Genomic DNA, 23,021 nt, shown 5'->3' on the forward strand with positions numbered 1-23,021 from the left:
GAAGGATGGTCTTTTGAAATACACAATTGCTGGGATTTTATCTGTGATTATTATGTTTGGTGCGGTAATTTTTGTCTTTTTTGGCAAAAAGCCAGTTGAAGAATCTGTTCACACATCAACTGAAACAACAGTGAAATCATCCACTAAAATTTCTGAAAGTAGTACAGTTTCTTCAACTGCTACCACTGAATCAAGTACTGAAATCACGAGCGTAAGCAGTGATGAAAGTTGATAATTTTCTGTGAAAATGATACAATTATTCGGTTATAGTAACAAATGAAATCAATCACGAAAGTGAAAGATAGTGAAACATTTTATCGGAAAATAAAAGATGAAGTGGGGAATTAATGAAGTGAGCAACTATCAGAAAAAAAGAAAAAAGCAGCTGAATTTGCCAAAGTTATTCTTAGGCGTAGTTGTCGTCGGTTTGGCCTTTGTCTTTTCGTTATCTGTCCTTTCGGATTCAGATAAGGGACAAAGCGAGTCAGTCAATCGCCAAAATGAAAACATCTCAAAAGAAGAATTTGTTGCTGAAATCACGCCGTATGCACGTGAATTACAAGAATCTTACGGGGTATTACCAAGTATTATTATGGGGCAAGCAGTTTTAGAATCTAATTTTGGACAAAGTCAATTAGCATCGAAATATAACAATCTTTTTGGGATTAAAGCATATGGGAATCAACCAAAAGTCAATTTAGAAACAAAAGAGTATGTCAATGAGGTCTGGATTACGATTCAGGGTGATTTTCGAGTTTATGACAATTGGGAAGAATCCATGCGAGATCATACCAAGTTATTTGTTGATGGGGTCGATTGGGATCCAAATTTATATGAAAAAGTCTTGTTAGCCAAAAATTATAAAGAGGCTGCACAAGCGCTTCAAGATGCTGGATACGCAACGGATCCTACATACGCTGATAAGATCATTCATGTAATTGAAGAATACAATTTAAATAAATACGACCGTTAAGCATGGAGGAACGATGACAATGAGCGAAAAGTGGATTCCAGAAATTATGACGCCGCTGAAACAAGATATTGTAAAAATGCCAGAGATTATTCGGCAAGCCAGTGGCATTAAAATTTTTGGCCGTAAAATAAAATCAATTATTTTTACGACAGATATTGCGATTATCCGCAATACGGATGCACAGGCAGTGATTGCTGTATACCCTTTTACACCGCATCCAGCGATTACAAAAGGCATTATTGAAGCAGCGGATATTCCTGTCTTTTCAGGAGTCGGCGGCGGTTTAACGCAAGGCATGCGTTCTGCTTATATGAGTTTATTTGCAGAAGCACAAGGCTCAATGGGTGTCGTTTTGAATGGTCCTACACCAATTGAAACAATTAAAATGGTGGATGAAGCAATCGATATTCCTATTATCAGCACAGTAACTTCTATTCATACGCCAATTGATGAAAAACTTGCGGCTGGCGTGGATATGATTAATATCAGTGCAGGAAAAGATACTGCAGCCACCGTACGCTATTTCCGTGGCAAGTATCCAGAATTACCGATTATTGCAACAGGAGGACCAACTGAATCGAGTATTCATGAAACCATTATCGCCGGAGCGAATGCTATTACATATACGCCCCCTAGTAACGGTGAATTATTCAGCAAAAAAATGAAAAAATATCGTGAACAAGAAAAAGCAACCGATGAAGAATAAAAAAACGCTTTGGCAGGATAGACTGCCAAAGCGTTTTTGACTATTTAATGTTCGCTTTTACGGAACAATGGAAGAATGAACCAATTATTTGAAAATTCTAATGAAAAAAAGTTGTTAAACCATTGAAAGTTAGAGATTTTTGTACTATCCTAGAGAAACATAGAAGCTTGTATAAGGTCAAAATACGGTTGACCGTCTCTACCCAGCACCGTAAATGCTGGTCTATAAGTGAAGAAGAGCGGATAGCCCTTTTTTGCTTTGGCAAAATGGGCTTTTTTCTTTTGTTAGAACACGAATATAAATAGCACTTTGTTTTATTTCGTTCGTTTTTAACGAACCGTCCTTTCCTCAGGATGAGAACAAAGCATCTATCGAAAAATAAGTAAAGGAGTTCATATTGTGAAGGAATTAGTCGAACGTATCAAAAATGATGGCCGTGTATTAGGTGAAGGTGTTTTAAAAGTAGATAGTTTTATTACGCACCAAGTGGATCCAGAATTAATGGAGGCTATGGGTAATCGTTTTGCTGAGGTTTTCGCAGAAGCAGGCATTACCAAAGTAATTACAATTGAAGCATCAGGAATCGCTCCTGCCTTATACGCAGCGCAAAAATTAGGCGTGCCAATGATCTTCGCTCGTAAGGCAAAAAGTTTAACCATGGATGAAGAGCTTTTAACAGCTTCAGTTTATTCATTTACAAAACAAGTGACAAGCCAAATTTCAATTTCAAGAAAATTTTTATCTGATGCTGATAAAGTGTTGATTATTGATGACTTTTTAGCTAACGGACAAGCTGCCAAAGGATTGGTAGAATTATGCCAACAGGCTGGTGCAAAGGTTGAAGGAATTGGTATCGTAATTGAAAAATCATTCCAAGATGGTCGTCAGTTATTAGAAGACATGGGATTAAATGTAGTCTCTTTAGCGCGTATTGCTTCATTAAGTGAAGGAACGGTGACGTTTTTAGAGGAGGATGCATAATCTTGGAAACAAAACAATTGAATACACCACAACAGACGGAAACACCAAATGGGAAAGCCGCCGTTTTAGGATTGCAACATTTATTAGCGATGTATGCTGGAGCAGTTGCCGTACCTTTATTAATCGGAACCGGCTTGAATTTTGATTCGCAACAAATGACGTATTTAATTTCAATCGATATTTTTATGTGCGGCGTTGCGACACTTTTACAATTAACGGTGAATAAGTTTTTTGGGATTGGCTTGCCAGTCGTTTTAGGTTGTGCCATTCAAGCAGTTGCGCCTTTAATCATGATTGGTACGAACAAAGGGGTTGGTGCAATTTACGGTTCAATTATTGCTTCGGGCATTTTTGTCGTTCTTATTGCAGGATTTTTCTCAAAAATTAAACGTCTATTTCCGCCTTTAGTCACCGGCACAGTCATTACAGTTATTGGTTTGACCTTAATTCCTGTTGCTGTTGAAAAAATGGGTGGCGGCTTAGCAACGGACAAAAGTTTTGGTGATCCTAAAAACTTGCTCCTCGCATTTGTAACAATTGCCTTAATCATTGTTGTGCAAGTTTGGGGACGTGGCTTTATCAAGTCAATTGCCGTGTTAATCGGCCTAGTCGGTGGCACAATTTTAGCTGCGTTTCTGGGATTAGTGGATTTATCTCCTGTTGGTCAAGCTACGTGGTTTCATTTTCCACAGCCATTTTATTTTGGCAAACCAACGTTTGATCTTTCTTCTATTGTGTTGATGATTATTATTTCAATTGTTAGTATGGTTGAATCAACAGGTGTTTATTTTGCCTTAGGAGACATTACAGGGAAGAAAATTGGCGAAGATGATTTACGTCGTGGGTATCATGCAGAAGGTTTAGCCGTCATTTTAGGGGGGATTTTTAATACGTTTCCTTATACAGGTTTCTCTCAAAATGTCGGGTTAGTTCAATTATCTGGGATCAAAACACGTCGACCAATTTATTTTTCTGCTTTTTTCTTAATTATTTTAGGCTTATTACCAAAAATTGGTGCGATGGCCCAAATTATCCCAGAGCCAGTTTTAGGCGGCGGAATGCTGGTTATGTTTGGAATGGTGGCTGTCCAAGGAATGCGCATGTTGTCAAAAGTTGACTACTCAAATGACAAAAATTTATTAATTATTGCCATCTCGATTGGCTTTGGTTTAGGCTTTAATATTATGCCGACGCTCTTTAATAAAGTACCAGAAACTGTTAGCATGTTTACTGGTAATGGAATTGTCATGAGCAGCATTACCGCAATTATTTTAAATCTTTTATTCAATGGTTTAAAAGAAACCTCAGAAAGTAACGAATAGTTTCAAAAAAGTATGATAGATAAGGTCAGGTGGCTTTTCTTTCATACTTTTTTGACCTAATCATCGTTTAGAAAAATTTAATGTTTTCATCAATCTGAAGAGAAAAAGAGAAAAAAGCTTGGTTACAAAGAGACGAGTAGTAAGTTACCGCTGTTTTATCCTAAAGTATGTTAATAAATTCTGATGAGAAAACCTAATGGAAACACTGCTGGCACTTGAAGTTGAGCCTTTTTCCTTGTATCATGTAAAAAGAGCACTCTTAAAGGCTAGACTGCGACGAGAAACCGCAGAAGGATTTTAAGGATAAAACTGTGATGGAAAGTTGTGATGAACTTGGATAAACCACTATTACCTGGTCAAGTGATTGGTATCATTGGTGGCGGACATTTAGCAAAAATGATGGCCCTTAGTGCAAGAGAAATGGGGTTTCGAGTGGGTGTGCTAGATCCACAAATTGATTGTCCTGCTGCACAAGTTGCCGATTGGCAATTATTAGGAGCATATAATGATCCTGAAGCGTTAGAGAAATTGGCAAAACGTGCCCAAGTGATTACGTATGAATTTGAACATGCAGATGTTGATGCGTTAACAGCGATTCAACATTTGGCGAATATACCGCAAGGAACAGATATTTTAGCGATTACGCAAGATCGCTTAATGGAAAAAAGTTTCTTGGAAGATAATAATATTGTGATTGCCCCTTATGCAACGATTGTTAGTCCGACTGATATTCAAGAAGCAATTGATGGCATTGGCTACCCGTGTATCTTAAAGAACACGCGAGGGGAAGGTCGTTATGTACTACATAGTACTTCGGACTTAGCGCCATCCATGAATCTTCTAAGAGAAGGAACCTGTGTTTTGGAAGCTTGGATTCCTTACGAAAAAGAATTATCTGTTCTGATTTCTGGTAATGGTCGTGGCGAATTTGCGACATTTCCAGTTGTGGAAACAATTAAAAAAGAGCGTAAGCTACATGAAACGATTGCGCCAGCCCGAATTGATGACGAAGTTAGTGGCGAGTTGCAACGAATTGCTAAGGTGATTGCTAAAGCAGTTGGTTTAGTCGGCACCCTTTCAATTGAAATGTTTTATACAGAAACAGGCGGGATTTATGTAAATAAAATTTTACCTCGTCCAGAAGATGCTGGGAATTTTTCTATAGATGCTTGTTCTTTTAGCCAATATGATACGCATATTCGTGGTTTATGTAATTGGCCAATGCCAACGATTCAACTGTTGTCTGAAGCAGTCACGGTCAATGTGCTTGGAAATGAGGCCTATGAAACGATGGACATTATTAATGAACATCCAGATTGGCATTTCCACTATTATGGCCACAGTGAAGCAAAAGCGCAACGAGCGATGGGGCATATTACTATATTAACCAAAGAAATCGATGAAACACTGGAAGAAATTAAAGAAACAAAGATTTGGTCGTAATTATTTTTCAAAAATTGAGGAGTAAAGAGGGGATAAGGTACAATGATTGATCGTTATACAAGACCCGAAATGGGTGCAATTTGGACAGATGAGAACCGCTACAAGGCATGGCTAGAAGTTGAAATTTTGGCGGATGAAGCTTGGGCAGAACTTGGCGAAATTCCTAAAGAAGATGTACAAAAAATCCGAGAAAATGCATCATTTGATGTTGCACGTATTTTAGAAATTGAAGCAGAAACACGTCATGATGTTGTCGCTTTTACTCGTGCCGTTTCAGAAACGCTTGGTGAAGAGCGAAAATGGGTGCACTATGGGTTAACCAGCACAGATGTTGTGGATACTGCCTATGGTTATCTATTGAAACAGGCGAATGATATTTTACGGAAAGATTTACAAACATTTACGGAGATTGTCGGAGCCAAAGCCAAAGAGTATAAACATACGGTCATGATGGGAAGAACGCATGGTGTTCATGCAGAACCTACTACATTTGGTTTGAAATTAGCGTTGTGGTATTCTGAAATGAAACGCAACATTGAACGTTTTGAACATGCAGCCAAAGGTGTCGAAGCGGGTAAAATCAGTGGAGCCGTAGGTACCTTTGCCAATATTTCACCATTTGTTGAAGAATATGTTTGCGAACATTTGGGGATCCGTGCTCAAGAGATTTCGACACAAGTTTTACCACGTGATTTACATGCAGAATATGTTTCTGCCATGGCATTAATTGCGACAAGTATTGAAAAATTTGCAACAGAAATTCGTGGTCTACAGAAATCAGAAACGCGTGAAGTAGAAGAATTTTTTGCAAAAGGACAAAAAGGGTCTTCGGCAATGCCGCATAAACGGAATCCAATTGGTTCTGAAAATATGACTGGCTTGGCACGTGTGATTCGTGGTCATGTCATTACTGCCTTTGAAAATGTGAGTTTATGGCATGAACGAGATATTTCTCACTCGTCTGCTGAACGGATTATTATTCCCGATACGACGATTTTGCTAAATTACATGTTGAATCGTTTTGGTAATATTGTCAAAAACTTAACGGTCTTCCCAGAAAATATGAAACGTAACATGGATGCGACCTATGGACTAATTTATAGCCAACGTGTCTTGTTAAAATTGATTGACCATGGCATGACACGTGAAGAAGCGTATGATCTGGTCCAACCAAAAACAGCTTACGCATGGGATCATCAAACGGCGTTCCGTCCGTTGCTAGATGCGGATGAAAAAATTACATCTGTCTTATCAAAAGAAGAGCTAGATGATGCCTTTGATTACCATTATCATTTAAAAAATGTTGACACGATTTTTGAACGTGTTGGTTTAGGATAAAAAGAAAGCGAGAAGAAGGATGATTCTTCTCGCTTTTCTCTTATAATGTTATAAACTGAAGGATTAAAAAACAAACGTATTGTTAAATACGTTTGTTTTTTTCTATACTTTTTTCGATTTATCCTTTATAATGTAACTTAAATAGTTACATTAACTATTTAATGCAAACAAAGGAGGAGAAGTATGGATAAACAACAGCGAGGCATTCAAGTGATTAGAATTTGGCTAGGGGTGACGATGCTAATTCATGGAGTGATGAAAGTAACGTCATTGGAAGATACTTTAGCGTTTTTTGGTAGTATTGGTTTGCCGAGCCTTTTCGTGTATGGTGTAGCGGCAATTGAATTAATTGGTGGATTATTTATGATTATTGGCTTTTTAATTCCTTTGGTATCAGTAGGATTCATAGCAGTTTTAGTCGGAGCTATTTTTTCTTTTGGTTTGGCAAGTGGTTTTAGTGGTTATGAGTACGAATTATTTTTAGCAATAACCAGTTTGGCTATTTTGGTTAGCTATGCCGATAAAAAGTATCTTACGTTAAAACTTTATTTTTAATAAATCAAAGCAATAAAGAGTTGGTCAAACTAGTTGTTATTGCGAAAAAAGACCTAAAACAGTGATAGTTAGCTGTTTTAGTTTTTTTAAAAAAAAGGTCAAAAAAGGTCAATTTTGTCATTGACCTTTACTGACCAATAGGGTATAATAAATTTATAAGGTTTACAAATACCTTAACTTTTGAAGAAATCCATCAAAAGTCGGATAATAATAATTGTAAAGAATGTTAAAATAAAAAAGGCAAAACAATAAACGGGAGGGATCGTTTATGAATATTGAAAAAATGACAACCACGCTTCAAGAGGCGATTGCTGAAGCTCAAAAAGTTGCGGTGACACGGCAACATCAAGAAATTGATATCGCACATTTATGGAAAATTTTTCTTCAACCAAACCATTTTGGACGTAATTTTTACACAGATGCTGGTTTAGATGTTGACGCATTTGAACGAGAAGTAGATAACGCGTTAGATGAATATCCAAGTGTGGCAGGCGGTAATGTACAATATGGTCAAAATTTAAGTCAAAATTTGTTCCATTTATTGCAAGAAGCTGATTCACTTCGAGAAGAATTCCAAGATGAATTTTTATCAACCGAAATTGTACTTTTAGCTTTAATGAAATTGAAAAATTATCGTTTAACAAAATATTTAATGCAACAAGGCATTACGGAAAAAGAGTTAAGAAAAAATATTGAAGAGATGAGAGGAGGAGATCGTGTGACTTCTCAAAACCAGGAAGAACAATATAAAGCACTAGAAAAATACGGTGTTGACTTAGTACAACAAGTAAAAGCAGGAAAACAAGATCCAATCATTGGTCGTGACGAAGAAATTCGTGACGTTATTCGGATTTTATCAAGAAAAACTAAAAATAATCCAGTCTTAATTGGTGAACCAGGTGTTGGTAAAACAGCGATTGTTGAAGGATTAGCACAACGAATCGTTCGTAAAGATGTTCCCGAAAACTTAAAAGATAAAACCATTTTTTCTTTAGATATGGGTGCCTTAATTGCGGGAGCAAAATTCCGTGGCGAATTTGAAGAACGGTTAAAAGCTGTTTTAAAAGAAGTGAAAAAAAGTGATGGCAAAATCATTTTATTCATTGATGAAATTCATAATATCGTCGGAGCTGGTAAAACAGAAGGCAGTATGGACGCCGGAAATTTATTAAAACCGATGCTAGCACGTGGTGAATTGCATTTAATCGGTGCCACAACGCTTGATGAATATCGCCAATATATGGAAAAAGATAAAGCCTTAGAACGTCGTTTCCAAAAAGTATTAGTCAAAGAACCAACAGTAGAAGATACAATTTCTATTTTGCGTGGCTTAAAAGAACGATTTGAAATTCACCACGGCGTGAATATACATGACAATGCTTTAGTTGCTGCCGCTACTTTATCCGATCGCTATATTACTGATCGTTTCTTACCAGATAAAGCGATTGACTTAGTCGATGAAGCAAGCGCAACGATTCGAGTGGAAATGAATTCGATGCCAACAGAGCTCGATCAAGTAACACGTCGGTTAATGCAACTAGAAATTGAAGAAGCAGCCTTGAAAAAAGAATCAGATGATGCAAGTAAAAAACGGTTAGCCAACTTGCAAGAAGAATTAGCAGATTTGCGTGAAGAAGCCAACTCAATGAAAATGCAATGGGAAACGGAAAAAGAAGAAGTTAATGCGGTTTCCAACAAACGTGCAGAGATTGATAAAGCAAAACACGAATTAGAAGATGCTGAAAATAATTATGATTTAGAACGAGCTGCTGTTTTGCGTCATGGAACAATTCCGCAATTAGAACATGAATTGAAAGAATTGGAAGAAAAGAACGCTAAAGATAACGTCAAAATGGTACAAGAATCGGTTACTGAAAACGAAATTGCGCAAGTGGTCGGTCGTTTAACTGGCATTCCTGTGACAAAATTAGTTGAAGGCGAACGAGAAAAATTAATGAAACTGAATGAAACATTACACAAACGTGTGATTGGTCAAGATGAAGCCGTCGATGCTGTTAGTGATGCGGTGATTCGTTCAAGAGCAGGCTTACAAGATCCAAATCGCCCACTTGGTTCGTTCCTTTTCTTAGGACCAACTGGTGTTGGTAAAACAGAACTTGCTAAAGCTTTAGCTGAAGATTTGTTTGATTCTGAAGATCATATGGTACGGATTGACATGAGTGAATACATGGAAAAACATGCCGTGTCTCGTTTGGTTGGTGCCCCTCCAGGCTATGTTGGTTATGAAGAAGGTGGCCAGTTAACGGAAGCTGTTCGTCGAAACCCTTATACAATTGTCTTATTAGACGAAATTGAAAAAGCGCACCCAGATGTTTTTAATATCTTATTACAAGTTTTAGATGATGGTCGTTTGACAGATTCTAAAGGTCGGGTCGTTGATTTTAAAAATACGGTTTTAATTATGACAAGTAACATCGGCTCTCAGCTTTTATTGGAAGGTGTGACACCTGAAGGAACAATTCCAGAAGAAGTTGAAAATCAAGTCATGAATATTCTAAAAGGACACTTTAAACCAGAGTTCTTAAACAGAATTGATGATACTATTTTATTTACACCATTGAGCTTGGATAATGTGAAAGGAATCATTGGTAAAATGACCGCACAACTTGCTCATCGTTTAGAGCAACAAGAAATTGTGTTGGAAATCACTGATGAAGCTAAAACATGGATTGCTGAAAATGGGTATGAGCCAGCTTATGGAGCTCGTCCGTTAAAACGTTTCATTACTCGTGAAGTCGAAACACCATTAGCAAAAGAAATTGTTTCTGGTCGAGTAATGCCAAAAACAAAAGTCACGATTAGTCTATTAGACAATCAATTAGTTTTTGAAAATGAACCAATAGAAGAAGTATAAAAAAAGAACGAGCGAATTTGCTCGTTCTTTTTTATTATGACAATCGTTGCTTAATTTCTTCCAACAAATCCTCTTCTGAAGAAACAACCCGACCATTCAATTTAATCAAACCAACTGTATAAAGGTTTAAATAATGGAATTGATTTTCAGCGACTTCGTTCAAAGCATCAAGCTTTTGGTGATTATCAGCACCTTGTTGGCGGGTGTCTGTGTAAAGGGCAACCACCGGAATTCCTTTGGCATAAGCAACACCAATTTCGGAAGCTACGCCCGCATCAATGGTTGGACCGTCTAATAAAGCAACCAATAAATCGCTAGCAAGGACATTTTCTGTATCTGCTAAGGCAATCATTTTGCTATCGGCATAAGCAGATTTGTCGTTAATCGCCGCATTTTCTTGTGGTAAATAAAGATCGATTGTTTTATCCAATTGTCGAATTTGTTCGACTAAATAGGCATTATAACGTAAGTCAGCTTGCGAAAATAAAGGTCCTGCAAAATAAATTTTTGTCATTTGTCTGTCTCCAATCCAAGGGTTTAGAAATAATCACTGAAATAAGCTTCTTGGTCAGGAAAAATCCGTTCCAAAGAATTTAAAGTTTCTTTATCTGTATCAATGCGCTCAATTCGATGTAAGTACGAAGGGCGTCGGTAATTCATGACTAAACAAGTTAGTGTTTGAATATCTAAGTGAACGGCGGTGCCTAGAGGTTCATCCGTAATGGTTACTTGATCATTTTCATCCCAAATTAAGCCAAAAATACCATTATTCCACTCAGCAACAGGATCTTTAACGACAAAATGGAAGGGCTTAGCCGTACTTTCAAAAGGAAAGTTTTCTAAAAAGGCTTTGACATCAACAATTCGAGCCATATAATAGGGCTCAATGCTTTCTTTAATTTGGCTGTCTTCTAAAAGAAAGGCTAGTGGTTCGTTTTTATAGATATCGCCCTTGACCCAATAAACCATCGAAAAATGCGCAGTAATAAAATTCCACAAGCCATTTCGGGCTTCTTGGTTCAAGTAAAACATTTCCTTAATATGAAATACCTCATCGGCCACCCAATAGAAAAGTACTCCTAAAGGTTCTTGATTGGCACCATAATAGACAGCAGCAGTCCGTTCTTCCTCGTTTTCGAAACGCCAATATTCTTCCCAGTTGAAGGCACTACGAATGAGCGCGCCGTGATTTTGACGAGCGAATCGCGCATAGACATCAAAGACATCTGGGTGATCGACAGCTAACCGTTCAATCATTCCTGGAACAGGAACGGTTTTTGGTAATTGCGTATCCCGAATTTTAAAAGATAACTTGTCGGACATAATTTCCCAACCTTTACGTCGGTAATAAGGAATGTTGTAAGGGAAAAGATAAGAAATCCACTGTTTATCTTGGCGCATTTCTTCTAATGCTGTTTGAATCAAGTCTTTCATTAAACCGTGGTTGGCATATTCAGGATAGGTACCGACACCAGTAACGCCGCCCATTTTATACAAAGCGCCATGGATATTGACTTCGCATGGATAGATAGCAATTTGTGAAATTAATTGATTTTCGTGAAACCAGCCAAATACTTTTGAAAGTTCTAAAATCGGTTGTTTTGATTTGATAAATGCCCGTTTGTTTTCAAAACCACTTTCTTCAATATCTGCTTCAGTTACTTGAAAAACATAGGAAAGAAGTTCATTAAATTGATCAATGTGTTCTTCCTCAACAGGCTTTAAGGTCAGTTGCTTTCGAAATTCTTGTTCATCCATTTTTCCATCTCCAATAAATTTACTGTTTTTAGTATACCAAATTTTTCGAAACTCTGTTAGCCTTTCGAAACCAAAAGAATAAAAGGGAAGTGCTTTAAATCTTCTTCAAAAATTGGTATAATGAAAAGTGCTGATTATCCTAGACCTTTAAACATGATAATTTGATAAAAAAGGCAACTAAAATATAACAATTGATTGATGAAGCTAGCAGGGAGCTAGCTTTTCTTAAAAGAAATGAGGCAAAAAATGAACAATAAAGAAATGAAAGCAAGACAAGAGAAAATTCGTAATTTCTCGATCATTGCCCACATTGACCATGGGAAGTCAACTTTAGCCGACCGGATTTTGGAAAAAACAAATACAGTTAGCAGTCGAGAAATGCAAGATCAATTACTTGATTCAATGGATTTAGAGAGAGAACGCGGCATTACCATCAAATTAAACGCAATTGAATTAAACTATACAGCCAAAGATGGTGAAACCTATACTTTCCATTTGATTGACACACCAGGGCACGTCGATTTCACCTACGAAGTTTCTCGTAGCTTGGCAGCTTGTGAAGGGGCTGTTCTAGTTGTTGATGCGGCGCAAGGAATTGAAGCGCAAACGCTAGCAAATGTCTATTTGGCATTGGATAATGACTTAGAAATTTTACCTGTTATTAATAAAATTGATTTACCCGCGGCTGATCCAGAGCGTGTTCGGACAGAGATTGAAGACGTAATTGGAATTGATGCATCGGAAGCTGTTTTAGCAAGTGCCAAAGCAGGGATTGGTATTGAAGATATTTTAGAACAAGTGGTGGAGTATGTACCAGCTCCATCAGGCGATATTGAGGCTCCTTTAAAGGCTTTGATTTTTGACTCTATTTACGATAGTTATCGGGGGGTCGTTTTAAACATCCGTGTAATTGACGGTGTCGTTCGTCCTGGGGATAAAATCCAAATGATGAGTAACGGTAAAACGTTTGATGTAACAGAAGTCGGCGTTTTTTCACCGAAACCAATTGCTCGTGATTATTTAATGGTTGGTGATGTGGGTTATATCACCGCTAGCATTAAAACGGTTCAAGATACACGGGTCGGGGATACAGTGACTTTGGCCGACAATCCAGCAGCAGAAGCACTACCAGGCTACCGCAAAATGAATCCAATGGTTTATTGTGGCTTATATCCAATTGATACGTCGCGCTACAATGATTTACGGGAAGCATTAGAAAAATTACAATTAAATGATGCGGCGTTACAATTTGAACCGGAAACATCGCAAGCTTTAGGGTTTGGTTTCCGTTGTGGTTTCTTAGGTTTGCTGCACATGGATGTTGTTCAGGAACGTTTGGAACGAGAATTTAATTTAGAGTTAATTACAACAGCACCGTCTGTAATTTATCATGTTAATAAAACAGACGGAACAACCGTTGTTGTTGATAACCCAGCTGAATTTCCAGAACCAGTAACGATTGAATCTGTGGAAGAACCTTATGTTAAAGCGCAAATCATGGTGCCAAACGATTATGTAGGAGCAGTAATGGAATTATCACAACGTAAACGTGGCGAATTCATTACAATGGATTACTTAGACGATTATCGTGTAAACGTAGTTTATGAAATTCCGTTATCTGAAATCGTGTTTGACTTTTTCGATAAATTGAAATCAAGTACAAAAGGCTATGCATCCTTAGATTACGAAATGGCTGGCTATCGTACCAGCCGCCTAGTGAAAATGGATATTCTATTAAATGCTGAAAAAGTGGATGCTTTAAGCTTTATTGTTCACCGAGATTTCGCATTTGAGCGTGGTAAAGCGATTGTTGAGAAACTGAAAAAACTAATTCCACGTCAACAGTTTGAAGTCCCAGTTCAAGCGGCGATAGGTCAAAAAATTGTGGCTCGTTCAGATATTAAAGCCTTACGCAAAAACGTACTGGCTAAATGCTATGGTGGCGATGTTTCTCGTAAACGTAAATTGTTAGAGAAACAAAAAGAAGGGAAGAAACGGATGAAACAAATTGGATCCGTGGAAGTTCCTCAAGAAGCCTTTATGGCGGTTCTGAAAATGGATGAAGATGATCAGAAAAAATCATAAATTTATTCTTTTTTTATTGAAAGTGGGACATTAGTCATTTCGACTTGAGCCGACTCCAAAAGTTAGACCTAGAAATCTAACTTTTGGGGGTCGGCTCAACTTATGTCCCACTTTTTAAATCTTAAAGATAATCAGTTTGAACAAAAGAAGACTTTTAAGAAAATCCTTTTTATTTTTTTAATCTAAACATTTATGCTTTAATTAGTTATTATTTTAGTAAAAAATAGATTAATTTACTAAAATAATATATAATAAAGGTAAAACTAGGAGGGAAGCATATGACGTGTATTTCATTATCGATTTTAAATCAAGAACAAGAAGTTAGAAAAGCTAAGATAGATGATTCAGATTCTTTGAAAGAGTTAACTATTACAGGAAAAGATTTTGTTTGTTTAGCTGCTCGGGATTGTCAATTACAAGACGGCGATGTGATTCAAGTTTGTTTAGATACGCCCAATACTTATTTAATGGTGAAGTTAGATGCTACGCTTGATAGCAGTTTAATTTATGTTCCAGAACAAAAATGGACGTTTCCAATCATAAAAAATGAAAACGCTATCGAAGCGCGAGCAGCGTATCGTTTTGAAACCAAGAAACCTTATATAAGTGTGCGTATTGCCACTAAAGAAGAAATTAAGAGTTATCGTAATTGGGCGTTAAATCCACATGATTTACAACATTTTACTGGTGCGTATCCTCATGCATCTGCCAACGTGGAAACGCGAAATGATGCTACTTTTTTTGCTTGTAATGCGATTGACGGTACCTTCGCTAATCTTTATCATGGGCCGTATCCTTATCAATCATGGGGGATTAATCAGCAGTTAGATGCCGCATTAAAAATTGAATTTGGGCGTGAAGTCTTGTTGGATAAAGTGATCTTAACATTACGAGCGGACTTTCCCCATGATAATTATTGGCAACAAGTGACTTTAAAATTTTCCGACGGTACACATGAGGTCTTTAAAACTGTTAAGACTGAGCAACGCCAGAGCTTTACCTTTGCGAAACGGGCAGCGGAGTGGGTGATACTAACAGAGTTAATTCAAGCAGATGAACCATCACCATTTCCAGCATTAACACAAATTGAATTATTTGGTCAAAACAAATAAAAAATAAGGACGGTTCCTTTATAGGAGCGGTCCTTATTTTTTATTTCTGGCGTGGGCTAGTTGTTGATTGGCGGACAACCAATTCTGTGTTTAACAGGACTCTACGAGGAATGCTAGGCATTTGAATTCGTTTGTGCAATAAATTAATGCCTGTCTCGCCCATTTCTTCAGTAAAGGCATGGACAGAGGATAGCGGTGGTGAGACATATTGAGAAATAGAGATATCATTGATCCCCATGACACTAATTTCTTCAGGAACCTTTATACCGTGTGCGGCTAACGTATGTATCACACCGATTGCAAAGGCGTCATTATAAGCAAGAATCGCAGTAGGTAAATCATTTCCCCATTTCTCTAACGCTTCTTCTGTCAATTGTTCCCCCGTTTTGACATCCAACATGCCATTTTCTTTTAAGATAAAATAATCTTCGTTAAACAAGTGATAATGCTGCATAATGTCAAGATAAGCATTGGTTGTCGGCGTTTTATAGCGACGGAAACCATACATGTTTTCGCTTTCTTCGGCACCAATAAAGGCAATTTTTTCGTGGCCCAATTCCAAAAGATGGGTTAAGGCAATCTCGGTTGCTTGATAAAAATCAGTATTTACAGAATCAAATTCTTCCAATGGGAAATTACTGCCAATTACACAAAGATTGGGATGCAGTTGCTGCAACTCTTGTAACGTCTTTTGAGTGAATTTGCCAATTGCCAAAATGCCATCAATCCCTTGAAGGTTATGTTGTTCCAATTGAGAAACTTTTAGAATATTGTAACCTAACTCTTCGGCCCGTTTTTCAGCGCCTAAACGAATCGACATATAGTAAATATCCGTTAGTTCTTCGTCATCTGAACGCCACTGAACGACGGCAATCGAAGGCTCTTGCGGAGCTGTTTGTACGGAAAGGTTAGGTGTCAGTTGCTCCTGCTGTTTGTTTTTATTTTTAGTTTTATATTTCGTATAATTCAGGGTTTCTGCTGCTTCAAAAATTTTTCGCTTGGTTTCCTCTGTAACGGATAAGTTTGGATCATAGTTCAGAACTCGCGATACAGTTGAAATTGAAACATTCGCGACTTTTGCGATATCTGTGATAGTTGCCATTCTAAATGCCTCCTTCTCAAGTACTATTATAGCATATAGTATATTTCTTTTTAGTAAAAAAAAGCAAGAAAAAGCTTTTTTTACTTTTTTTTAGCAAAAACTATTGATTTTTTGACTAAAAAAATATACTATAAAGTCAAAGAAAGCGCTTTAATTCGATGGAGAAGGTGGTTTAGTGAAAAGATTTTCACTTTTTTTACTAATTTTACTTGCTTTAACAGGTTGTAAATCCGGTGAAAAAGAATTTGATGAAGAATCTCTTCAAAATCTAAAGGAAACGGCACAGTCTTATTCAGAAACAGAATTACAAAATGGTGACGTTCGTTTAAATGAATATATTTCTTTGAAAGGGGAGATTGTTGAGAGCGACAGTCGTTCCAGTTTAATAAAAAAAGGTGATCGTTTTATTTTGAAAAGTGGTTCTAGTAAATATCAAGTTTTTAATGAGCAAAAGAAAAAATTGAAAATTGGTGACGAAGTGACAGTTTACGGAGAATATTACGGCTTTTTGAAAGGGACATTAATTGAAAGTGAGGAGAATCATGATTCAGCCACGAATTAGACAGAATCCTTTTGAAACATACGAAGAAGTTGCAGAAGGATTTGAAGATTTATTAGCGCCACTGGAATTGTTTTTTGATCGAGAGTATCAAGGTCATCTGGATTTAGGGACACACGGAACGGTTTATTCTAAAGGGACACGTGATGCGGAGGCATTTTTACGACCATTATGGGGACTAGGTCCTTATGTAACGCAAAATGAAAGTGAGTATTTGAATGACTTTCTAACGGGAATTATCGAAGGAACCGATCCTGAGAGTTCATCTTATTGGGGAAAAACAAAAGATTATGATCAATTGATTGTTGAGATGGCAGCATTAAGTACATTTCTTTTGTTAAACAAAGAAAAAACGTGGGACCAATTAACAAAAGAACAGCAAAACAATTTACACAGTTGGCTGATACAAGCCAATGAAAACATTATTCCGCCAAATAATTGGCATTTCTTTAGAGTGTTGCTGAATTTAGCGATGAAACATTGTGAAATGCCGTATTCAAAAGAACAGATCGCTGTTGATTTGGCTGTAATTGATCGTTTTTATGTCGGTAATGGTTGGTATTATGACGGAGTCGAGACACAAGTTGATTATTATGTTTCTTTCGCTATTCATTATTATAGTTTATTGTATTGTCGTTTTGCCCCGGAAGATACCGCAAGAGTGGCTATTATGAAGGAACGAGCAACTTTGTTCGCGCAAGAGTTTAAATATTGGTTTACTCAGCCAGGAGAAGCGATTCCCTTTGGACGTAGCTTAACGTATCGTTTTGCTCAAGTGTCATTTTTTAGTGCCTTAGTTTTTGCAGATGTTGAAGCATTGCCGTGGGGTGAGATCAAAGGTCTAATCAGCCGACATCTTCATCAATGGATGAACAAAGATATTTTTACAACAGATGGATTATTGTCGGTAGGTTATGATTATCAAAATATGGTCTTTGCCGAAGGCTATAATGGTCCTGGTTCACCTTATTGGGCCTTTAAAACATTCATTTTGTTAGCGGTTCCAAAAGATCATCCTTATTGGCAAGCAGAAACACAGCCTATTAGTTTTCCAGAAAAACACTTACCTTCACCAGAAAGTCGGAACTACTATCAAGTAAATGATGCAGGGACACATGGTTTAATGTTTCCAGCGGGACAATTTATTAATTATCAAGCTCATGCGCATGATAAATATAGTAAATTTGTTTATTCTTCCCATTTTGGTTTCAGTACTATAAAGAGTGATTATTGGTATTACGAAGGTGCTTATGATAATTGCTTGGCTTTAGCTGAAGACGACCATTATTTCCGCACGAAAGGATTAGATGATCAGTACGAAATTCTTGATGATCGTATCATTCATCAATGGCATCCTTGGTCCGATGTAGCAATCAAAACGACAATTGTACCATTAGAAGGCCAACATTTACGGATCCACGAAATTGAGACACAACGTGCATTAGTGGCTTATGAAGGTGGCTTCTCAATCCCGCTCTTCGATGAAAAGGTCACTTGTGTTTCTGATCAAATGGCTGAGGTAAAAAATGCAAAAGGTGTGTCAAAAGTAGAAAATATCAACGGCTTTTCTGAAGCTGCGATTATTCGAACAGAACCGAATACAAATTTACTTTATCCGTTAACGGAGTTGCCATATTTGAAAGCAAACTTGTCGAAAGGGAAACATCTTTTAATTTCATTGGTGACAGGCGTACTACCGAATGAACAAATTGAGCCAGTTAAAGTTAGGTTAAAAGAAAATCAGCTTTTAGTTGAAGAAAAAGTTGTAATTTTGGGGAATTAGGGGGAGAAATACACAATGACAGAAAATGGACAGATTGAGTGGTTGCCGAAGCAAATCAGTTTTGCTTTAAACAAAGTTCGAGGAAATTTAGAGACATTTAAAGAATTAGTTCCACCCGCGGCAAGTTTAAATCAAATTTATTATCCTGAAGAAAATATTGACTGGACGGCCAGCTTTTGGCCAGGAATGTTATTTTTAGCAAAGGAATTAACAAATTCAACAGAGTTCGATGAAGTGATTACCACACAGATGGCTTCTTTTCAACATCGCTTGGATGAACAAATTGAGCTGGAAACACATGATATAGGCTTTTTGTATATTTTAACAGCCATTGCTGATTATCAAGTCAATGGTCATGAGGCCTCAAAAGAAATGGCCTTGCAAGCTGCGGACTTATTAATGAAACGTTATTCACCAAAAGCCAAGATTATTCAAGCTTGGGGGAATTTAGACGATCCAGAGCAACGAGGTAGAATGATTATTGATTGTTTAATGAACTTACCATTATTATACTTTGCAGCAAAAATGACTGGCAAGCAAGAGTATTATGAAGCTGCCTACAATCATGCGAAACAAACACAAAAATATATTGTGCGAGAAAATCACACTACGTTCCATACGTATTATTTTGATACGGAAACAGGCGAAGCTTTATACGGTAAGACGCAACAAGGATATTCAGACGATTCTTGTTGGGCTCGCGGCCAAGCCTGGGGAATTTACGGCTTTACGTTAAGTTATTTATATACAGGAGATAGTAGTTTTCTGGAAACAGCAAAAAATGTTGCTGATTACTTTATTCAAGAATTACCAGAAGACAAAATCTGTTACTGGGATTTAATTTTCAATGAAGGGAGTGAAGAAGAACGTGATAGCTCATCTGCTGCAATTGCTGCATGTGGCTTACTAGAATTATCTCGTCAGCTTCCATTAAATGATGAAAAACATGGCTATTATGAAAAGGTTGCGCTAGAACTATTACAAGCATTAGCGGAAAAGTATACAACGGTTTTACGACCAGAGTCGAACGGCCTATTGCTTCATGGTGTCTATGATAAAAAAACAAATACAGGAGTCGATGAATGCATGATTTGGGGCGACTACTTTTATTTGGAAGCGTTAACTCGTTTAGCGAAAAGCTGGTATTCTTTTTGGTAATTCATGGAGGAAAACTCCTAAAAAATAATAAATAGCGGAGGTAGTACAAATGAAATTTTGGAAAAAAGGCTTAACAGCGGCAGCGTTGTTAGCGGTGGCGGCAGTAACTTTAACAGCATGTGGTGGTTCAAGTGAAAAGAAAGCAACTGAAAAGAGTGAAGATGGCAAAACAAAATTAACAGTAACTACTTGGAATTATGACACGACCCCAGAATTTGAGAAATTATTCAGAGCTTTTGAAGCGGAAAATCCTGATATCACTATTGAACCGGTGGACATTGCTTCAGATGATTATGACACAAAAGTAACAACGATGCTTTCATCAGGAGATACGACGGATATTTTAACCATGAAAAACTTACTTTCATATTCTAATTACGCGCTACGCAATCAATTGGTGGATTTAACCGATCACGTTAAAGATTTAGATATCGCACCTGCCAAAGCAAGTTACGAGATGTATGAAATCGATGGTAAAACCTATGCTCAGCCTTATCGTACAGATTTCTGGGTATTGTATTACAATAAAAAAATGTTTGATGAAGCCGGAATTGCCTATCCCGATAACTTGACTTGGGACGAATATGAAGCATTAGCGAAAAAATTATCTAAACCAGAAGAACAAGTATATGGTGCCTATCAACATACTTGGCGCTCAACCGTTCAAGCGATTGCTGCTGCTCAAAACAATGCCAATTTGATTGAACCAAAATACAATTATATGGAAACTTATTATGATCGCGCATTGAGAATGCAAAAAGATCAATCACAAATGGATTTTGGAACAGCAAAATCAACAAAAGTAACGTATCAATCACAATTTGAAAATTCAAAAGCGGCGATGATGTACATGGGTAGCTGGTACATGGGGACTTTATTAACCAACATTGATGATGGCAAAACAAATGTTGAATGGGGGATTGCCGAAATACCACAACAAGAAAAAGGTAAAGCAACTACCTTTGGCTCACCGACAAGTTTTGCAATTAATAAAAACAGTAAAAAACAAAAAGCTGCTCAAAAATTCTTAGACTTTGCTTCAGGTAAAGAAGGTGCAAAACTTTTAGCAGAAGTAGGGGTGGTTCCTTCTTATAAAACAGATGAAATTGATAAAATCTACTTTGCAAGAAAAGGAATGCCTTCAGATGAAGTCTCACAAAAAGCCTTTAACCCAGATACAATTAATTTAGAATTCCCATCTGATAAAAACGGTGCCGCAATTGATAAAGTATTACAAGAAGAACATGATTTAATTATGGTCGGCGACGAAAAACCAAAAGATGGTATTGCTAACATGGAAAAACGTGTCAAAGCAGAGATAGACTAATTATTATTTCCTGCAAAAACACAAAAGATTGATGAAAAAAATAAGCTGAAATGAGTAACCTACAATGAATTTCAGCTTATTTTTTTAAATAAAGAATGTAGCTTGAGTTTGGAAGGAGGGCCTGTTAAGTTCACTTAACAGAATACAATTATGGAAATTACTTCAAAAACAAAAACAGCAAATAAATTGAGACGAAAAAATACGTGGACTGCGTTATCTTTTATCGCACCAAACTTTATTGGCTTTTTCCTCTTCACTTTAATCCCGGTTATCTGTTCACTGATTTTAGCTTTTATGAGTTGGGATTCTTTTTCAACCCCTGAATTTGTCGGAATGAAAAATTTCACCAAAATGATTCATGATGATACGTTTTGGATTTCGTTAAAACAAACGTTTATCTATACGATTGGTGTTGTTCCGTTAACATTGATTTGCTCATTAGGACTAGCGATTTTGTTGAATCGTAAAATTAGAGGGATGAAATTTTTTAGAACTGCTTTTTTCTTTCCTTATGTAACGTCATTAGTTGCGATTGCGGTCGTTTGGAATATGCTATTTCATCCAACGATGGGACCAATTAATCAATTTTTGAAATTATTTATTGAAAATCCTCCTGGCTGGACATCTAGTTCTACTTGGGCTTTACCAGCAATTATCATCGTTAGTGTGTGGCGCTTTATGGGGTATTATATGATTTTGTATTTAGCTGGTTTACAAAGTGTGCCAAGAGAATTATATGAAGCAGCGTCAATGGATGGGGCGGGTAAATGGAATCAATTTTTAAATGTTACCTTACCTTCACTACGACCAACGACCTTTTTCGTGACTATCATGCTTGTAATTAACTGTTTCAAAGTGTTTGACTTAGTTCAAGTTATGACTGGTGGTGGACCAGGACGTGCAACGAATGTGTTAGTTTACGAAATTTACAATGAAGCCTTTGTCAAATTTAATTTTGGTTATGCATCAGCCATTGCGATGGTCTTATTCATCATCGTTCTAGCGATTACTGTGGCTCAATTTAAATGGAATCAACATCAAGAGAAAGTTTAGGAGGAGAAAAGATGGAAGCAACTTTTTCAAAAAAAGAAAATACTCGAAAAGCAAAAACGAAAAAAGCAGAAAAAGTCACACCTGGTGGGATCCTTGTAATCATTCTCTTAACTTTACTTGCGTTAATTACTTTGGTGCCTTTCATTTGGATGGTTTCAGCATCATTTAAAACAAACAATGAAGTTTTCACCATTCCAATTCAATGGATTCCTAAAAGTTGGCATCCAGAAAACTATTCCGTTATTTGGGAACGCATTCCATTGTTAACTTTCTTTAAAAATACGTTATTTTTAAGTATTGTGATTACGATTATTCAACTATTTACTTCAAGTTTTGCAGCATATGGCTTTTCAAAAATGAATTTTAGAGGAAGAGATACACTTTTTATTACGTACATCGCAACAATTGCTATTCCTTGGCAATCGTATATGATTCCACAATTTATTATGATGCGTCAATTAGGTTTGACTGACACGTTATGGTCACTTGTTTTATTACAAGCATTTAATGCATTTGGGGTTTTTTTACTGAAACAATATTACAGCAGTATTCCAGATTCACTATGTGAAAGCGCGCGGATTGATGGGTTAAGTGAGTGGGGAATTTATTGGAAAATTATTTTACCATTAACCAAACCAGCTTTAGCCAGTCTCACGATTATTACTTTTGTGAATACATGGAATGACTATATGGGACCTTTCATTTATTTATCTTCTACTGAGAATAAAACGATTCAGTTAGGTTTGAAAATGTTCGTCGGTTTATTTGATGCTGAATATGCCTTAATCATGGCCGCATCAGTGGTTTCTATTTTACCAGTAGGGATTGTCTTTTTAGCAATGCAAAAATACTTTGTTGAAGGTATTGCTACATCTGGAATGAAGAATTAGG

20 protein-coding genes and 1 riboswitch are annotated in these 23,021 nt (G+C 36.9%); of the genes, 17 read left to right on the top strand and 3 right to left on the bottom strand.

Annotated features, from left to right (window positions below; genetic code table 11):
* Positions 1 to 52 precede the first annotated feature (52 nt).
* The 9 genes from IGI97_RS05025 (at position 53) to clpB (ending at position 10,193) form a co-directional block, all read left to right on the top strand.
* A complete protein-coding gene (locus IGI97_RS05025; protein ID WP_002384259.1) occupies positions 53 to 232 on the top strand; it encodes a hypothetical protein in 180 nt (59 codons plus the stop codon).
* A gap of 99 nt (positions 233 to 331) precedes the next feature.
* Positions 332 to 973, top strand: coding sequence for a glycoside hydrolase family 73 protein (locus IGI97_RS05030; protein WP_002366997.1), 642 nt, complete (start codon positions 332 to 334; stop codon positions 971 to 973).
* A gap of 19 nt (positions 974 to 992) precedes the next feature.
* Complete coding sequence (locus IGI97_RS05035) at positions 993 to 1,679, top strand: hydrolase (RefSeq protein ID WP_002356802.1); 687 nt, start codon at positions 993 to 995, stop codon at positions 1,677 to 1,679.
* A 147-nt stretch (positions 1,680 to 1,826) separates the two neighbouring features.
* Positions 1,827 to 1,924, top strand: a riboswitch (purine riboswitch).
* A 154-nt stretch (positions 1,925 to 2,078) separates the two neighbouring features.
* Entirely contained in the window at positions 2,079 to 2,660 is a 582-nt protein-coding gene (locus IGI97_RS05040) for a xanthine phosphoribosyltransferase (protein WP_002356804.1), read from the top strand.
* Positions 2,661 to 2,662: 2 nt separating this feature from the next.
* Complete coding sequence (locus IGI97_RS05045; RefSeq protein WP_002382793.1) at positions 2,663 to 3,982, top strand: nucleobase:cation symporter-2 family protein; 1,320 nt, start codon at positions 2,663 to 2,665, stop codon at positions 3,980 to 3,982.
* A 327-nt stretch (positions 3,983 to 4,309) separates the two neighbouring features.
* Positions 4,310 to 5,425: a 5-(carboxyamino)imidazole ribonucleotide synthase gene (gene purK / locus IGI97_RS05050; RefSeq protein ID WP_002382795.1), complete on the top strand. Its 1,116-nt coding sequence runs from the start codon at positions 4,310 to 4,312 to the stop codon at positions 5,423 to 5,425.
* A 42-nt stretch (positions 5,426 to 5,467) separates the two neighbouring features.
* Entirely contained in the window at positions 5,468 to 6,763 is a 1,296-nt protein-coding gene (gene purB, locus IGI97_RS05055) for an adenylosuccinate lyase (RefSeq protein ID WP_002356808.1), read from the top strand.
* Positions 6,764 to 6,946: 183 nt separating this feature from the next.
* Complete coding sequence (locus tag IGI97_RS05060) at positions 6,947 to 7,318, top strand: DoxX family protein (protein WP_002362881.1); 372 nt, start codon at positions 6,947 to 6,949, stop codon at positions 7,316 to 7,318.
* A gap of 268 nt (positions 7,319 to 7,586) precedes the next feature.
* Complete coding sequence (clpB, locus tag IGI97_RS05065) at positions 7,587 to 10,193, top strand: ATP-dependent chaperone ClpB (protein WP_002356811.1); 2,607 nt, start codon at positions 7,587 to 7,589, stop codon at positions 10,191 to 10,193.
* Positions 10,194 to 10,227: 34 nt separating this feature from the next.
* On the opposite strand, the gene IGI97_RS05070 is transcribed toward clpB, so the two are convergent.
* Together IGI97_RS05070 and IGI97_RS05075 are read right to left on the bottom strand one after the other, a co-directional pair.
* A complete protein-coding gene (locus tag IGI97_RS05070; RefSeq protein ID WP_156248846.1) occupies positions 10,228 to 10,707 on the bottom strand; it encodes a nucleoside 2-deoxyribosyltransferase in 480 nt (159 codons plus the stop codon).
* Positions 10,708 to 10,730: 23 nt separating this feature from the next.
* Positions 10,731 to 11,951 carry a GNAT family N-acetyltransferase gene (locus tag IGI97_RS05075; RefSeq protein WP_002356813.1) on the bottom strand — a complete coding sequence of 407 codons (1,221 nt, stop codon included), beginning with the start codon at positions 11,949 to 11,951 and terminating at the stop codon, positions 10,731 to 10,733.
* Between the two features lie 246 nt (positions 11,952 to 12,197).
* Here IGI97_RS05075 and lepA point away from each other — a divergent pair, with 246 nt between their 5' ends.
* Positions 12,198 to 14,036: a translation elongation factor 4 gene (gene lepA / locus IGI97_RS05080; protein WP_002362887.1), complete on the top strand. Its 1,839-nt coding sequence runs from the start codon at positions 12,198 to 12,200 to the stop codon at positions 14,034 to 14,036.
* 278 nt (positions 14,037 to 14,314) lie between these two features.
* Positions 14,315 to 15,148: a hypothetical protein gene (locus tag IGI97_RS05085; protein WP_002369000.1), complete on the top strand. Its 834-nt coding sequence runs from the start codon at positions 14,315 to 14,317 to the stop codon at positions 15,146 to 15,148.
* Between the two features lie 40 nt (positions 15,149 to 15,188).
* Here the strand turns inward: IGI97_RS05085 and IGI97_RS05090 are convergent, their stop codons facing one another.
* A complete protein-coding gene (locus IGI97_RS05090) occupies positions 15,189 to 16,250 on the bottom strand; it encodes a LacI family DNA-binding transcriptional regulator (RefSeq protein WP_002356832.1) in 1,062 nt (353 codons plus the stop codon).
* Positions 16,251 to 16,425: 175 nt separating this feature from the next.
* Between IGI97_RS05090 and IGI97_RS05095 the strand changes: the two genes are divergently transcribed.
* The 6 genes from IGI97_RS05095 (at position 16,426) to IGI97_RS05120 (ending at position 23,020) form a co-directional block, all read left to right on the top strand.
* On the top strand, positions 16,426 to 16,812 hold the full coding sequence (locus IGI97_RS05095; protein WP_002356835.1) for a hypothetical protein: 387 nt from the start codon (positions 16,426 to 16,428) through the stop codon (positions 16,810 to 16,812).
* Complete coding sequence (locus tag IGI97_RS05100) at positions 16,793 to 18,592, top strand: DUF2264 domain-containing protein (protein ID WP_002359866.1); 1,800 nt, start codon at positions 16,793 to 16,795, stop codon at positions 18,590 to 18,592. The genes IGI97_RS05095 and IGI97_RS05100 overlap by 20 nt, the downstream gene beginning before the upstream one ends.
* A 15-nt stretch (positions 18,593 to 18,607) precedes the next feature.
* Entirely contained in the window at positions 18,608 to 19,750 is a 1,143-nt protein-coding gene (locus IGI97_RS05105; protein WP_002356837.1) for a glycoside hydrolase family 88 protein, read from the top strand.
* Positions 19,751 to 19,799: 49 nt separating this feature from the next.
* The gene (locus IGI97_RS05110) at positions 19,800 to 21,077 is read left to right on the top strand and encodes an ABC transporter substrate-binding protein (RefSeq protein WP_002356838.1); all 1,278 of its coding nucleotides are present in this window, start codon (positions 19,800 to 19,802) and stop codon (positions 21,075 to 21,077) included.
* A 150-nt stretch (positions 21,078 to 21,227) separates the two neighbouring features.
* Positions 21,228 to 22,130, top strand: coding sequence for a carbohydrate ABC transporter permease (locus IGI97_RS05115; RefSeq protein ID WP_002356840.1), 903 nt, complete (start codon positions 21,228 to 21,230; stop codon positions 22,128 to 22,130).
* The gene (locus IGI97_RS05120; protein WP_002383582.1) at positions 22,103 to 23,020 is read left to right on the top strand and encodes a carbohydrate ABC transporter permease; all 918 of its coding nucleotides are present in this window, start codon (positions 22,103 to 22,105) and stop codon (positions 23,018 to 23,020) included. Before IGI97_RS05115 ends, IGI97_RS05120 begins: the two co-directional genes overlap by 28 nt.
* The last annotated feature ends 1 nt before the right edge of the window (position 23,021 follow it).

It is taken from the genome of Enterococcus sp. DIV2419, assembly GCF_051711865.1.
Taxonomy (GTDB): Bacteria; Bacillota; Bacilli; order Lactobacillales; family Enterococcaceae; genus Enterococcus; species Enterococcus faecalis.